The 14067-nt window shown below is 66.3% G+C and carries 12 protein-coding genes; 9 read left to right on the top strand and 3 right to left on the bottom strand.

Going from position 1 to position 14067, the window contains the following annotated elements; all coding sequences use genetic code 11:
* Position 1: 1 nt before the first annotated feature.
* The 5 genes from AC3WLE_RS03060 (at position 2) to AC3WLE_RS03040 (ending at position 3982) form a co-directional block, all read left to right on the top strand.
* A complete protein-coding gene (locus tag AC3WLE_RS03060) occupies positions 2–844 on the top strand; it encodes a TauD/TfdA dioxygenase family protein (protein WP_010809725.1) in 843 nt (280 codons plus the stop codon).
* Between the two features lie 50 nt (positions 845–894).
* Positions 895–1953: a beta-keto acid cleavage family enzyme gene (locus AC3WLE_RS03055; RefSeq protein WP_492318649.1), complete on the top strand. Its 1059-nt coding sequence runs from the start codon at positions 895–897 to the stop codon at positions 1951–1953.
* Between the two features lie 113 nt (positions 1954–2066).
* Entirely contained in the window at positions 2067–3077 is a 1011-nt protein-coding gene (locus AC3WLE_RS03050) for a Bug family tripartite tricarboxylate transporter substrate binding protein (RefSeq protein WP_492356169.1), read from the top strand.
* Positions 3078–3199: 122 nt separating this feature from the next.
* Complete coding sequence (locus tag AC3WLE_RS03045) at positions 3200–3583, top strand: hypothetical protein (RefSeq protein WP_035827758.1); 384 nt, start codon at positions 3200–3202, stop codon at positions 3581–3583.
* Positions 3584–3640: 57 nt separating this feature from the next.
* A complete protein-coding gene (locus tag AC3WLE_RS03040) occupies positions 3641–3982 on the top strand; it encodes a zinc ribbon domain-containing protein YjdM (protein WP_492318647.1) in 342 nt (113 codons plus the stop codon).
* A gap of 26 nt (positions 3983–4008) precedes the next feature.
* Here AC3WLE_RS03040 and AC3WLE_RS03035 read toward each other — a convergent pair whose 3' ends face one another.
* Positions 4009–4971, bottom strand: a complete 963-nt coding sequence (locus AC3WLE_RS03035; RefSeq protein ID WP_010809730.1) for a LysR family transcriptional regulator — start codon at positions 4969–4971, stop codon at positions 4009–4011.
* A 137-nt stretch (positions 4972–5108) separates the two neighbouring features.
* Here AC3WLE_RS03035 and AC3WLE_RS03030 point away from each other — a divergent pair, with 137 nt between their 5' ends.
* On the top strand, positions 5109–6428 hold the full coding sequence (locus AC3WLE_RS03030) for an MFS transporter (protein WP_058698529.1): 1320 nt from the start codon (positions 5109–5111) through the stop codon (positions 6426–6428).
* 29 nt (positions 6429–6457) lie between these two features.
* Entirely contained in the window at positions 6458–7954 is a 1497-nt protein-coding gene (locus AC3WLE_RS03025; protein ID WP_492356170.1) for a M81 family metallopeptidase, read from the top strand.
* A 39-nt stretch (positions 7955–7993) separates the two neighbouring features.
* Here the strand turns inward: AC3WLE_RS03025 and AC3WLE_RS03020 are convergent, their stop codons facing one another.
* Positions 7994–11284, bottom strand: a complete 3291-nt coding sequence (locus AC3WLE_RS03020; RefSeq protein ID WP_492356171.1) for a bifunctional cytochrome P450/NADPH--P450 reductase — start codon at positions 11282–11284, stop codon at positions 7994–7996.
* Positions 11285–11448: 164 nt separating this feature from the next.
* Here AC3WLE_RS03020 and AC3WLE_RS03015 point away from each other — a divergent pair, with 164 nt between their 5' ends.
* Positions 11449–12096 (top strand): TetR family transcriptional regulator, encoded by a 648-nt coding sequence (locus tag AC3WLE_RS03015; protein ID WP_492318644.1) that lies wholly within the window; start codon positions 11449–11451, stop codon positions 12094–12096.
* A gap of 79 nt (positions 12097–12175) precedes the next feature.
* Here AC3WLE_RS03015 and AC3WLE_RS03010 read toward each other — a convergent pair whose 3' ends face one another.
* The gene (locus AC3WLE_RS03010; RefSeq protein ID WP_492318643.1) at positions 12176–12619 is read right to left on the bottom strand and encodes a cupin domain-containing protein; all 444 of its coding nucleotides are present in this window, start codon (positions 12617–12619) and stop codon (positions 12176–12178) included.
* A 287-nt stretch (positions 12620–12906) separates the two neighbouring features.
* On the opposite strand from AC3WLE_RS03010, the gene AC3WLE_RS03005 reads away from it, so the two are divergent.
* Positions 12907–14064: a pyridoxal phosphate-dependent aminotransferase gene (locus AC3WLE_RS03005; protein ID WP_492318642.1), complete on the top strand. Its 1158-nt coding sequence runs from the start codon at positions 12907–12909 to the stop codon at positions 14062–14064.
* The last annotated feature ends 3 nt before the right edge of the window (positions 14065–14067 follow it).

Here is a 14067-nt window from a genome sequence, read left to right as displayed (position 1 = left end):
CATGCGAGCCCAACCCCTTACCTGCAATATCGGCGCCGAAGTCAGCGGCGTCAGCCTGGCCGATGCCGCGCGCGACGACGCGCTGTTTGCCGAGATCAAGTCCCTGCTGCTCACGCACAAGGTGCTGTTCCTGCGCGACCAGGAAATCTCCCGCGCGGACCACGTGGCGTTCGCGCGCCGCTTCGGCGAACTGGAAGACCATCCCGTCGCCGGCAGCGATCCCGATCATCCGGGGCTGGTCCAGATCTATCGCAGCGACAAGCGCGAGAACTACGAGAACAGCTACCACACCGATGGCAGCTGGCGCGAAACCCCGCCCATGGGCTGCGTGCTGCGCTGCATCGAATGCCCGCCGGTCGGCGGCGACACCATCTGGGTCAACATGGCGGCGGCCTACGAGCACCTGCCCGAGGAAATCAAGCAGCGCATCGCCGGCCTGCGCGCCAAGCACAGCATCGAGCATTCGTTCGGCGCGGCGATGAGCCCGGAAAAGCGCGCCAGCCTTGCCGCGCAGTACCCCATGGTCGAGCACCCGGTGGTGCGCACGCATCCGGAAACCGGCGAGAAGGCGCTCTACGTCTGCGGCTTCTCCACGCATTTCGCCAACTTCCATACGCCCGAGAACGTGCGCTACGGACAGGACAAGACCCCGGGCGCCAGCCATCTGCTGAACTACCTGATCAGCCAGGCGGCGATTCCCGAATACCAGGTGCGGTTCCGCTGGCAGCCCAACAGCGTGGCCATCTGGGACAACCGCTGCACCCAGCACTACGCGGTGCAGGACTACTGGCCGGCGCCGCGCAAGATGGAGCGCGCCGCCATCATCGGCGACAAGCCGTTCTGAGGCGCGCCAGCCGCCGCCAGGCCACGTGCCTTTATCAATGGAGACATGCCGTGCACTACCTCGATGGATCCCTGTTCCCTGAAAACCAGCAGCCGCTGATCATCACCGCGGCACCGTACGCACCGGGCTGGCTGCCCTCCGATTTCCCGGAAGACATCCCCGTGACGATGGAAGACCAGATCCAGAAGGCCGTGGATTGCTACAACGCCGGCGCGACTGTGCTGCACCTGCATGTGCGCGAACTCGACGGCAAGGGCTCGAAGCGTCTGTCCAGGTTCAACGAGCTGATCGCCGGGGTGCGCAAGGCGGTGCCGGAGATGGTCATCCAGGTGGGCGGTTCGATCAGCTTCGCCCCGGAAAACGAGGGGGATGCCGCCAAGTGGCTTTCCGACGACACGCGCCACATGCTTGCCGAACTCGACCCCGTTCCGGACCAGGTGACCGTCACGGTGAACACGTCGCAGATGAACGTGACGGAGCATGCGGAACTTGCGGATTTCAAGGGCACCTCGCGCGAGAACCCCGCGATCTTCAACGCGTACAAGGAAATGACGGTTCCCGCCCAGCCTGGCTGGGTCGAAGAGCACATCCGCCGCCTGTCCGCTGCCGGCATCCAGAGCGCATTCCAGTGCTACAACATCAATAGCTTCGAATCCGTTGAGCGGCTGATCCGGCGCGGCGTGTACAAGGGCCCGCTGGTCATGAACTGGGTGGCGATCAGCGGCGGCATGGATGCGCCGAGCGTCTTCAACCTCGCCAACATCGTCCGCGCCGTGCCGGATGGCGCGGTGCTGACCGTCGAAAGCTCCGTGCGCAACGTGCTGCCTGTGAACATGATGGGGATTGCCCTGGGCCTGCATGTGCGGTGCGGGACCGAGGACTGCCTCTGGAACCAGTCGCGCACGGCCAAGATGAGCACGGTGAAGCAGATCGAGCAACTGGTGCGCATCGCGGGCGAATTCGGCCGCAAGGTGGCAACGGCCCAGGAAGCGCGCGAGATCCAGAAGATCGGCGTGTTCTACGACACGGTCGAAGAGACGCTGGAGGCCAACGGCTTCGCGCCGAACCGCAATGGCGGCAATCAGGGCTTCCTGCGCAAGGCCGCCTGACCCGGGTCGGTCGCACTGGCGATGCGCCAGCAGAAGGGCAGGGGTGGCAGATCACCGGCTCACGATGAAGCCGGCTGCTGCCCTGAACAACCCTCGAACATTCGGAGACAACCATGAATCAAGCACAACCGTCGGCACGCCGCAGGGCGTCGCTGTCATGCATGCTCGGCCTGGCGCTGTTGGTGGCGCTGCCGGCTGCGCTCCCATCGACCGCCTATGCCCAGGCGTGGCCGACCAAGGTGGTCAAGATCGTGGTCGGCGGCCCCGCCGGCGGCACCGCCGATATCCTCGGGCGCATGCTGGCCGAGGGGCTGACGCAGTCGCTGGGCAAGCCGGTGATCGTCGAGCAGAAGCCGGGCGGCGCTGGCGCGATCGCGGTCAACACACTGCTTTCCGCACCGCATGACGGGCATACGCTGCTGCTGATCCAGGGTGGCATCGTTTCCGAAACGCCGCTGGCGCTCAAGGTCTCGTTCGATCCCTTCACGGACCTGAAACCCGTTGCCCAGGTGGCACGCACGGGGCTGGTGCTGGTGGGCAACCCCAAGCTGCCGGCGAAGAACTTCAGCGAACTGCTTGCCTACATCAAGAGCAAGCCCGGGCAGATCGACTATGCCTCTTATGCCGCCGGCATGCGCGGCCAGACCATCGGCGTCCAGTTCAACCGCCTGGCCGGCGTGGATATGAAGCATGTCGGCTATAAGGGATCGCCGCCCGCGCTGCAGGACGTGATGGGCGGCCATGTGCCGCTGATGTTCGACGGCCTGGCCACGTCGCTGCCGCTGATCAAGTCCGGCAAGCTCAAGGCCTATGCCGTGGCGTATCCCAGGCGCATTCCCGCGCTGCCGGATGTGCCGACCTTCGCCGAAGTCGGCTTCCCGGCGATGACCGAGCCCGGCTGGATGGGGGTGTGGCTGCCGCCGGACGTGCCGGCGGCGGTGCAGGAAAAGATCCGCAACGCCACGCTGGCCATCGTGCAGCAGCCCGGCTACCGCGAGCGCGTGGAGGCCATGGGCATGGACGCCGGGCAACCGCTCAGCAGCGAGGCGCTGTCCAGGGATGCGCGCGCCGCCCATGAGCGGCAGGCGGAGTTGCTGCGGTCGATACATTTCGTGCCGGAGTAGGGGGAGGCCCGCCTTGCGCGGGCCTCGGCGAATCGTTCAGCAAAGTTGTATGCTTTCTGCATGGCGCGCCGGGCGCCTTCAGCGCGTCCCGGCCCCGGCGCAAAAAGTATGGCGGTGACGATATGAAGCCTGCTCACGCATTGATTGTGACTTGCGTCATGCTGGCCGCCTGCGTATCGACGGGCGTCGAGGTGAAACAGGAGCAGATGGCGAACTTCCTGCTCGGTTTCTCCACCCTCGACGACGTTACCACCCAGCTGGGGAAGCCCTCGTCGCAGACCACCCTGGTCAACGGGTCGACCATCCTGATCTATTCGTTTGCGGCCTCCAGGCCGCACCCTGAGAGCTTTATCCCGTTCATTGGCCCGCTGTTCGCCGGCGGCGCGATCCGGTCGTCGACGGTTTTCTTCGAGTTCGACGAGAACGGCGTCCTCAGGAGCCAGCGCCTGACCACGTCCGGCAGCATTTCGGGATGGAGCGTGCTGCCGCCCGAGATGTTGCCATAGGCGGGGGCGGTATACTTCCGCTCCTTTACGGCCCTGGCCGGACACCCGAGAGTTCCCATGAGCGCTTTGCCTCCCTGCCCAAAATGTCATTCCGAGTTCACCTATGAAGACGGGGGCCTCTACGTCTGCCCGGAATGCGCGCATGAATGGTCGGCGCAGGCAGCGGCGCCGGCCGAACCGGAGGCCAGGGTTTATCGCGATGCGGCAGGCAATGTCCTGCAGGACGGGGACACCGTCACCGTCATCAAGGACCTGAAGCTGAAGGGGTCGGCCGGTGTGGTCAAGATGGGTACCAAGGTGAAGAACATCCGCCTGGTCGACGGTGACCACGATATCGACTGCAAGATCGACGGCTTTGGTGCCATGAGCCTGAAATCGGAGTTCGTCAGGAAGGTTTGAACGGACGTTGCACCTTCGCCGCTCAGTCACCTGCGCGGCGGCTTCCGGGACGGGGTTGTCCCCCGGCTGCGCGAACGGGCTGCCGCGAACATCTGCATGTCGCGCAGGATACAGTCCAGCAGCGTATTCGCGGCCACGCCCATCGGGCGGCCAGCCTTCACCAGCAGGCGTGCCTTGGCGGCCTCGAACAGCGGATGGGCGATAGGCAGCGTCACCAGCTCGCCGGACTGCAATTCACGATAGGCCGCGAACCCGCCGATGAGCGTGATGCCATCATGCCGCTTCACGAAATGGCGCAGCACGGCCAGGGAGTTCGTGGTCAGCGTCGGGCGGATCTGGACATTCTCCGTGTAGGCCAGCATCTGCACGACCTGCCCGAGTCCGAATGCCGGCGGCATCATCGCCAGCGGGTAGTCGCCCAGTTCGTGCACGTCGACCTTGCCGCCCCGGCGTGCCAGCGGATGCCCGGCATGCACCAGCAGCACCACCGGCTGCGATGACGTGGCAACCCAGGCGATATCGGCATGCGCAGGCGGATTGTAGGCCAGCCCGATATGCGCGCGGCTTTCCGCTACCTCTTGCAGGACGTTGTTGACCGGGAGGATGTCGACGGTCACGTCGAGCCTGGGATAGCGCGCACAGAAGTCCGTCAGCACTTCGTCCATCAGTCCGTCGACATAGCCCTCGCTGGTGGCGATGCGCACCTGGCCGTGCTGCAGGCCGCGCAAGGCCTGCAGGCGGTCTTCGAAGAGCTCCTGCTGTGCGCGGCAGCCGCGCCAGTACTCGAGCAGATGCACCGCGGCTTCGGTCGGCTGCACCCCGCGTGCATGGCGGTCGAACAGCGGCGCGCCGACCTCATCTTCCAGCAGCCGGATCTGGCGCGTGATCACCGATGGCGAGGTGTTGATGCTGTCGGCCGCGCCACGGATCGAGCCATGTGTCAGTACCTCGTGAAAATAGCGCAGCCTGCGCTGGTTCAGTTCCCGCATATCGGATCCCGCTGTTGCCAATAGGGCAACGATAGCTGACTTAAGTTGCTCTTGCTCTGTTTTTTCATATGCCAGACGATCGACCCTGAACGACATCGCATCCACAAGAGATAGAGCCGACCACGGGAGAGACCGACATGTCCGCAACCCTGCCCCCACGTACCACGCCGGAGTATGGCAGCGCCGCGCAGCAGGCGCTGTACCGCAAGCTGAACTGGCGCCTGTTGCCGTTCCTGCTGCTCTGCTACACCTTTGCCTACCTGGATCGCGTCAACATCGGCTTTGCCAAGCTGCAGATGCAAAGCGATCTCGGCTTTTCCGATGCGGTGTACGGGCTGGGCGCCGGCATCTTCTTCTTCGGCTACGTCCTGTTCGAAATCCCGAGCAACCTGCTGCTGCCCCGGATTGGCGCCCGCAAGACCATCAGCCGCATCCTGGTGCTGTGGGGTCTCACTTCCGCGGGCATGATGTTCGTGCGTGACGAGACCACGTTCTATGTGCTGCGCTTCCTGCTCGGCGTGTTCGAGGCCGGCTTTGCACCGGGCATGATCTTCTACCTGACCTACTGGTACGGGCAGCGTCGCATGGCGCGCGTGATGGCCGTGGTGATGCTGGCCGGGCCCATCGGCGGGATCTTCGGCTCGCCGCTGTCGACGTGGCTGATGACAGGACTGTCCGGCGCCTACGGCCTGGCGGGCTGGCAATGGATGTTCCTGGTCGAAGGGCTGCCTTGCGTGCTGCTCGGTGCGCTGGCGCTGCGCGTGCTGGCCGACCGGCCCGCCGAGGCGAAGTGGCTCAGCGACGAAGAGAAGCGCATGCTGGCGGCTGAACTGCAGGTGCCGGCAGGCGGCCACCAGTCATTCGGCCAGGTCGCGCGCGACCGGCGCGTCTACCTGCTGGCCTTTGCCTATTTCACGATGATCTGCGGCATCTACGCCGTGAGCTTCTGGCTGCCGTCGATCCTCAAGGCCGACGGCGTCACGGACACCATGCAGATCGGGCTGTATTCGATGATTCCGTACATGGCGGCGGCAATCGCCATGGTCGTGATCGGCCGCAGCTCGGATCGCCGCGGCGAGCGCCGCTGGCACAGCGCGGTCCCCGCATTTGTCGGCGCCGTGGCGCTGGCCCTGGCCACGGTCTCGAGTGGAAACCTGCCGCTGTCATTGCTCTGCATGACCGTCGCCACGGCGATGATGTGGGCCGCCTATACCGTGTTCTGGGCGATTCCGTCGCAATACCTGAAGGGCGATGCCGCCGCCGGTGGCATCGCGCTGATCAATACCATCGGCCTGATTGGCGGCTTCCTGAGCCCGACCATCATTGGCGCGGTGCGTACCGCCACCGGCAGCATGCAGGCCGGCCTGCTGGTGATGGTGGCGCTGCTGATGGCCGGAGCGGCCGTACTGGTAGCCAACCGGATGCCCTCGCCCCAGGGCGCGGTCTCGCCCGCCTGAGGCTGGCCATTCAATTCACGGAGAGAACATTGGCAACACGGATTCTGATCGCCGGATTTCAGCACGAGACCAACACCTTTGCGCCGTCAAAGGCCACCTATGCCAGCTTCGAGCGCGGCGAAGGCTTTCCGGCGATGGTGCGTGGCGATGACGTGCTGTCGCTGCGCGACGTCAACATTCCGGCCGGCGGCTTCATTGCCGCGGCTGAGCGGCGCGGCTGGATGCTGCTGCCGGTGATCTGGGCCGGCGCCAGCCCATCCGCGCACGTGACCGAGGATGCGTTCGAGCGCATTGCCGGCGAAATCGTCGAGGCCACGCGCGCCGGCGGATTCGATGCGGTCTATCTGGACCTGCACGGCGCGATGGTTGCCGAACATAGGGACGATGGCGAAGGCACCTTGCTCGCGCGCATCCGTGCCGTGGTGGGGCCGGGCGTGCCGGTGGTCGCATCGCTCGATCTGCATGCCAACGTCACGCGGGCGATGCTCGAGGCCGCCGACGCACTGGTGGCCTATCGAACGTATCCGCACGTGGACATGGCCGAGACCGGCGAGCGGGCCGCGGCATTGCTGCAGCGCTTGCTGGAGGGCAGGGGGCCGCTGCATCGCGCAGTACGCCGGCTGCCGTTCCTGATCCCGATCAACGGCATGTGCACGATGCTGGAGCCTGCCCGCGCCATGTATTCGCTGCTGCAGCAGGGGGAAAGCGGCGCCGTGGTGTCGCTGTCGTTCGCGCCGGGCTTTCCCGCAGCCGATTTCCCGGAATGCGGGCCGGTGGTCTGGGGATACGGCGAGGACGCCGCAGCGGTCGACGCGGCGGTGCAGGCCTTGTACGACCGGATGCTGGCCGATGAGCCTGCCTGGGAGGTCCCGTTCCTCTCGCCGGACGAAGCCGTGCTCGAGGCCATGCGGCTGGCCGAGGGGGCGACGCGCCCGGTGGTCATTGCCGACACGCAGGACAACCCCGGGGCCGGTGGCGACTCGAACACCACGGGCATGCTGCGCGCCTTGCTGCGCCACGGCGCGCGGCACGCGGCCATCGGGCTGATCTGGGATCCGGCCGTGGCGGCCGAGGCGCACCGCGCCGGCGTGGGAGCCACCATCGACGTCGCTCTCGGCGGGGTTTCCGGGGTGCCCGGTGACGAGCCGCTGCGGGGGCGCTTCAAGGTGCTGAAGCTCTCCGATGGCGTATGCCGCTACGGCGGGCCGATGATGAACGGCATGCTGGCCGATGTCGGGCCCGTTGCGCTGCTGCGTATCGACGATGTGCTGGTGGTCGTCAGTGCCGGCAAGGCCCAGATGCTGGACCGCAACCTGTTCCGCGTGGGCGGGGTGGAGCCCGAGGCCATGAAGATTCTCGTCAACAAGAGCTCGGTGCATTTCCGGGCCGATTTCCAGGGCATTGCGCACGCCGTGCTGGTGGCCAAGGCGCCCGGCCCGATGACGGCGGATCCCGCGGACCTGCCCTGGACCAGGCTTGCCCCCGGCATCCGTCTCAAGCCGATGGGCAAGCCCTTCCAGGGCTAGTACCGCGTCAGCGGCGCGGCCTGGCGACCCGGCGGGGCGTCAGTTGAAGACATCCTGCCGGTACCTGCCCGCGCTGACCATCTCCGCCAGCCAGTCAGACGCCGCCTCTGCCGTCATCCCCTCTTGCTCTGCGCAGATCTGAATCAGCACCTGCCTGACCGCGGGCGCCATGTGGCGGCCGTCGCCGCACACGTAGATGATCGCACCCTGGTTCAGCCGCGCCCAGACATCGGCACGGCGCTGCCACAGCAGGTCCTGCACGTAGCGCGGCTCGCCATCCACGACGACTGAACAGGCCAGGTGGACCTGCACCACGCCCTGTGCCTGCCAGCGCTCCACGTCGTCGCGGTAGAGCCAGTCGTGCGCGGGGTGGCGGCAGCCGTAGTACAGCTGCACCGGGGCCAGCGGCTGCCCGGCTGCCTGTTGCGCGGCCCGCTCCTCAAGGAAGCCGCGGAACGGCGCGATGCCCGTGCCGGGGCCGATCAGGATCATGGGCGTGGCCGGGTCCGCCGCGGGCGCGAAGGTGGGATTGGGCGTGCGGATGGCGCCCGCCATCATGGCGCCTGGCGCCAGGCTTTGCAGCCAGGTGGAAGCCACGCCGCGGAAGAGCCCGCGGCCAGACAGCGCCGGTGACCAGACCGTGCCGACGGTGATGGTCGCCACGTCGGGCGAGACCAGCGGCGATGAGGCAATCGAATAGAACCTCGGCCGCATCGGCACGGTGCAAGCGAGCAGGCCGGCCAGATCCACCTCGATCGCTGGAAAGCGGTCCAGCACTTCGGCCAGCCCGAGCCGGCGCGGCGCCACCTGGGCGGCGTACCCGCTCCCGGCGTCGTCCGAGGCCAGCTGCTGCAGGGCCTGGCGCGTGACCGGGCAGCGCGAAGACTGCGACAGCAGGCGCAGGGTATGGCGCGACACCACGTCCTGCAGCTCCACAAAATGGGTCAGCAACTGGCGCACGGACAGGGCCTCGCCCAGCGGCAGGCCGCGCGCGGCCCCGCCGGAGGCGGACAAGGTGACGATGGCGTCCGGGTCGATGCCGATCCGCTCGCACAGGGCCGCGACCATCCCGGGCTGGTTCTGCGGATAGACGGCGAGGTGGTCGCCGGTGGCGTAGCGCACGCCTTCGGGCAGCCTGAGGCGGATATCGCGCGTGGAAGTCCGCGGCGCCTCGCGCGAGAAATCCCACAGGCCGGCTGGATCGTTCACCAGCTCGGTGTTGGCCAGGACCGTGAAGGCCTGGGTGTTCGCCGGCAGCGTGGATGCGCGGATTTCGGCGACGTCTTTCACCTGCACCCGGACCGGCGGCGTTCCCTGGGCCGGCCCGCCCACGCCGTCACCGGCCTGCAAGGCTTGCCACAGCAAGGCGAGCCAGCGTTCCGCGGCCTGGTCGAAGTCGCCGTTGCCGTCAGCTTCGCCACGCGGCAGCAGCGGACTGGCGCCGGCATTGGTGAAGAATTCATAGACCCGGCGCGGGAAGGCCTGGTACGTCGGCCATTGCGAGTTGCCGCAGCCCAGCACGGCCACGCTCAGCGCTTCTGCCCGGTAGCCGCTGGCGGCGCCGCTGTCGAGCAGTGCTTCGAGCCGCCTTGCCGAGTCCGGCGCGCGGCCGTTATAGGTGGCGGCGATGATGACGGCCAGGCCGGTGGTCGGCAGCGCGTCGGCCACGTCGTCCAGGTCGCGCAGCGTCGCATCGAAGCCCGCCGCCAGCGCGCCGGCATGCACCTGCTCAGCCAGTTCGCGCGCGGTGCCAAGGCTGGATCCGTACAGCACGGCAAGCGTCCTGCCGCCGCCCCGCACATCGGGGCCCGCCTGCGGCGCTTGCGCGATCCCGGCGAGCGGCGCCGCAGCGATGCGCTCATGCGGCCGGCGCCGGCGCGCACGCACCGTGAATCCGTCGGGCTTGATCGTCAGTGTTTCCTTGATGCGGAACTGGTAGTCGTGCGCGTCGGTGAACTGGAAATTGCGCAGCATCAGCGCCAGTGCCAGCTTGGCCTCGGTCAGCGCAAACTGGCGGCCGATGCAGGCACGTTCCCCGTTGCCGAAAGGCATGTAGGCGTGGCGTGGCAGCTTTGCCTCCTGCTCAGGCAGGAAACGGTCGATGTCAAAGCGTTCCGGGTCGGCCCACACCTTGGGGTCGCGGTGCAGCGCGGTCAGCACCACCGACAGGCGCCTGTCCTTGCGGATCAGGTAGCGGCCGCCCAGCAGCGTGTCTTCAAACGGCGCCACGGCGAAGGCGGGCGCGGTGGGCCACAGGCGCAAGGTTTCCTTCAGCACGCGGTCCAGTACCGGCAGCCGCGCCAGGTCGGCGTAGACCGGCGCCGCGTCGCCGGGCAGCACGGCGTCCACCTCCGCGTAGGCCTGTGCCATCACGCCCGGGTTGCGCAGCAGTTCATACAGCGCGAAGGTGAGCAGCCCGCTGGTGGTCTCGTGGCCCGCAATCAGGAACGTGATCACCTGGTTGCGGATGTTCTCGTCGTCCAGCCGCTGGCCGGTGTCCGGGTCCCGCGCTTCCAGCATCAGGCCGAGCAGGTCGTTGGCCGTGCCGCCCCTGCGTTCGCCCGCGTCGCCCGCGCGCCGCCGCCGGATCACGTCGTCCACCAGGTCGCGCATGAAGCGGGTGTCGTGGTCGAACTTCTGGTGTGCCGCGTGCATGAAGCGGTCTTGCAGGGCAAAGCGCGTCAGCTTGGACATCGCCTCTTCCAGCGCGCCCACCATGGCCTCGATGAAGGGGTGCAGTTCCGCGCTGGCGAACGATTCAAAGTCATAGCCAAAGCCGGACAGCGCGATGGTATCGAGCGTCAGCCGCGTCATGTCGTCGGCGACCGCGATATCGGCATCCGGGCCTTGCCGGTCCCATTTGTCCACCAGCCGGTTGGCCACGCGCAGCATGACGTCGAAGTAGCCCTTCATCGCGCGCTGGCTGAACGCCGGCATCAGGATGCGGTGCGCCTTGCCCCAGTTGGCCTCGTCGGAGCGTGCGGTGAACAGCCCGTCGCCGGCCATGCCGCGCAGGTAGGACAGCGGCGGGCCGATGTACTTGCGGAACTGCGCGGCATCGCACAACTCGGAGGCCAGTGCCACCGACGTCACGAACGGCACGCGCCGGCCGGCGAAATTCAGCTCGAAGATGCCGTCATGGTGGCGGCTGCGCGCCAGCAGGTGCTGGCCCAGCGCACCAGGCGTGATCTGCAGCAGGTTGCCGACCAGCGGCCAACCCGGGTCGCGCGGGATGGGCTCGGGGATGGGGGCATGCATGGAGCGGGCAGGGGTTTGATGCGGCGCGTCGGACGCCTGGTCGGGGCTGGATAGCTCAATGGGCGGCGGCATGGCGGGGCGGTGTCTCCTGAACGGGCGCTGACACGCGATTTGCCACGTGCGGCCGTTTCATTTAACGTAGACATCTGTCTACCGGCCCAAGCGTAGACAACCGTAGACATGCTGTCAACGAAGCCTGTCGGGCAAAAACCGAGTCCTGCTACTAAACCACATTCATGGAAGCCATTGCCGACGGCAAACGCCGCCTGATCGACGCCGCGTTGCGGCTGGCCGCAGCCAAGCGCAGCTTTGCGGCACTCAAGCTGCGCGAGATCGCGCGCGAGGCCGGCCTGAATCCCAACACGTTCTACCGGCATTTCAGCGACATGGAAGACCTGGCCATCACCGCCATGGCCGAAGTCAGCGCTGAACTGCGGCCGATGCTGCGTGCGGTCCGATGGGCCGCTGCCCGCGACAACCCGGGTGAAGTGGCCAAGCGTGCCTGCGAAGCCCTGTTCTTGTACGCGCAGCATCACCCGGATGCATTCATCGTTGGTGTATGCGGGATCACGGGCCCGCAGCCCGCGCTTCGCGTTGCCATTCGCACGGTGCTGGATGACATCGCCGCCGAGATGGCGGAAGACATCGAGCGGCTGGGGTTGTGTCCCAAGCTCTCACGCCCGGTCATTGACGACGTCTGCGCGTACGTCGTTTCCTACCTTTTCCATCAATGCGTCGACTACATCGAAGCCGATGCCGCCGGACGGCGCAGGCTGATGGCGCGCTCGGTGCAGTTGAGTTGCTGGCTGCTGCAGGGCGCGGCAGGGCCGAATGCCCAGCCGGGAACGAAATCAGGCAGGGAGCGCAAGGCCGTGGCGGCGTAGCCTGCTGCGACGAAACACGCGGAAGGAAGAATTCAGCCGAAGCAGTGGCCGAAGCGAAGGCGTGTGTCCGGGCCAGCGCTCACCCTGAAATCGTGATGCCGCACTCTTGCGCCACCGCCAGGAGCTTTTCCATGTCCGGCGCGCCTGGCGCAATTTCCTCATCGAGCCGCGTGAACAGGCGCGATGCGTTTCCGCCATGGCTGGTGACTGAAATCATTTCGCCGCCGCCGAAGCCGAAACGGAAGTAATGCACCGTGCCCGCTGGCACATGGACAAAGGTGCCAGCGGCAGCAGTGATCGCTTGATCGCCATAGCCGATCTCGACCGTCCCCTTGGTAATGAAGAACGATTCGTCCCAGTCATGGCTATGGGGCGGTGGGCCACTGCCTTCTTCGCCCTGCTGCAGAAACACCTCATAGCCTTGCGTGGCGGTCCTGGATGCCAGCACCGTGATCCTTTCTCCCACCACGTTGAGCGCGCGTCCATACGCATCCGGAGTCACCGCAAATGGTTCTGGTTTCATGCTGTTCTGCTCCGTCAGTGAGAACGCCGACGTGGCGATGCTGTCCAGGTGTGAGGCATGCGGCAGCTCCAAAGCGAGCCGGCCACGATGCCGGACGGGCGGGGCATGGGCTGCTCCCATATTTGATGTCTGGGAATTTTAGGCGGCCCACGATCGGAAGTCATCGCCAGGAATGAGGATTGCCATGGCCAATGTGCGTCAGCAAACGTTCCTCCCATGCGCAATGTCACTTGCCCCTGGCTCGCTTTCCCATTTCAATGGAGTTGACAGGGAGAGGGGATGACATCATGACAGTCACTCGCTTGCAGAGCATTCCCGGCATCGGGGTTGACAGGATGGCCGACAAGGCTGACTCGATGCGAAACGCCAATATCTTGCGACTGGAGAACCTCGACACTGACTTGCGGCCGCCGCCAGCAGCAATCCGGCGCACGCATGAGGCAATCGATGACGATGCTGCCAACAGCTATCTGCCATTCATGGGCCAGCGTGCACTGCGGGAAGCCGCGGTGGCGCGTGTCCGGCGCATCTCCGGCGTCACATACCACCCTGATACCGAATGCATCATCTCCGCGGGTGGATTGGCCGGGATTCTGAATGTCCTGTTATCCACAATCGAGACGGGGGACGAGGTGGTACTGACGGATCCGACCTACGCAGGCCTGATCAATCGTGTCTACCTCGCAGGCGGGCTGCCAAGATTTGCGCGCCTCATGCCAGGGGTCGACGGCTGGCGACTCGACCTGGACAGCCTCGCCGACGCGATCGGGCCGCGCACACGGGCATTGCTCATCATGTCGCCGTCGATGCCGACTGGCTTCGTCGTGTCCGCGCCGGAGTGGGAGGAGATCGCCCGGCACTGCGAGCAGGTCGGTGCGTGGCTGGTATATGACGCAGCCATGGAAAGAATCCTGTTCGACGGTCGGCAGGTGATCCACCCCGTTTCTCTGCCTGGCATGCGCGAGCGCACTATCACCGTTGGTTCGGTCTCCAAGGAATATCGCATGATTGGCTGGAGAGTCGGCTGGATAGTCGGGCCGGAGCCGCTGATGGCCGACGTGCGGCTGACCAGCTTGTCGAACGTCGTGTGCCAGGTCGGTATCGCCATGCCAGGGGCCACAGCCGCACTGACTGCCAGCGACGATGGCGTGGCCGCGGCAACGGCAGAGTGGGAATCACGCCGCGATATGATGTTGTCCGCGCTGGCCGATCTCCCCGTGATTCGCCCGCACGGCGGATGGTCGCTTCTGATGGATACCCAACGGCTCGGTCTTGCACCGTCTGAAGCGTCCAGGCGCTTGCTGGCGCGCGGCGACGTGGCGGCCACGCCGATGGATAACTGGGGGCCAAGCGGCATCCGGTACCTGCGCTTCGTCTTTGCCAATGAGCCGGTCCAGCGCCTGGCTGACATTCGCGAGCGGATTCGCCTGGCGTGGGACCTCTGACAC

Source organism: Cupriavidus sp. FW306-1B-F12B, assembly GCF_058781795.1.
This window is presented reverse-complemented; position numbering and strand designations above follow the sequence as displayed.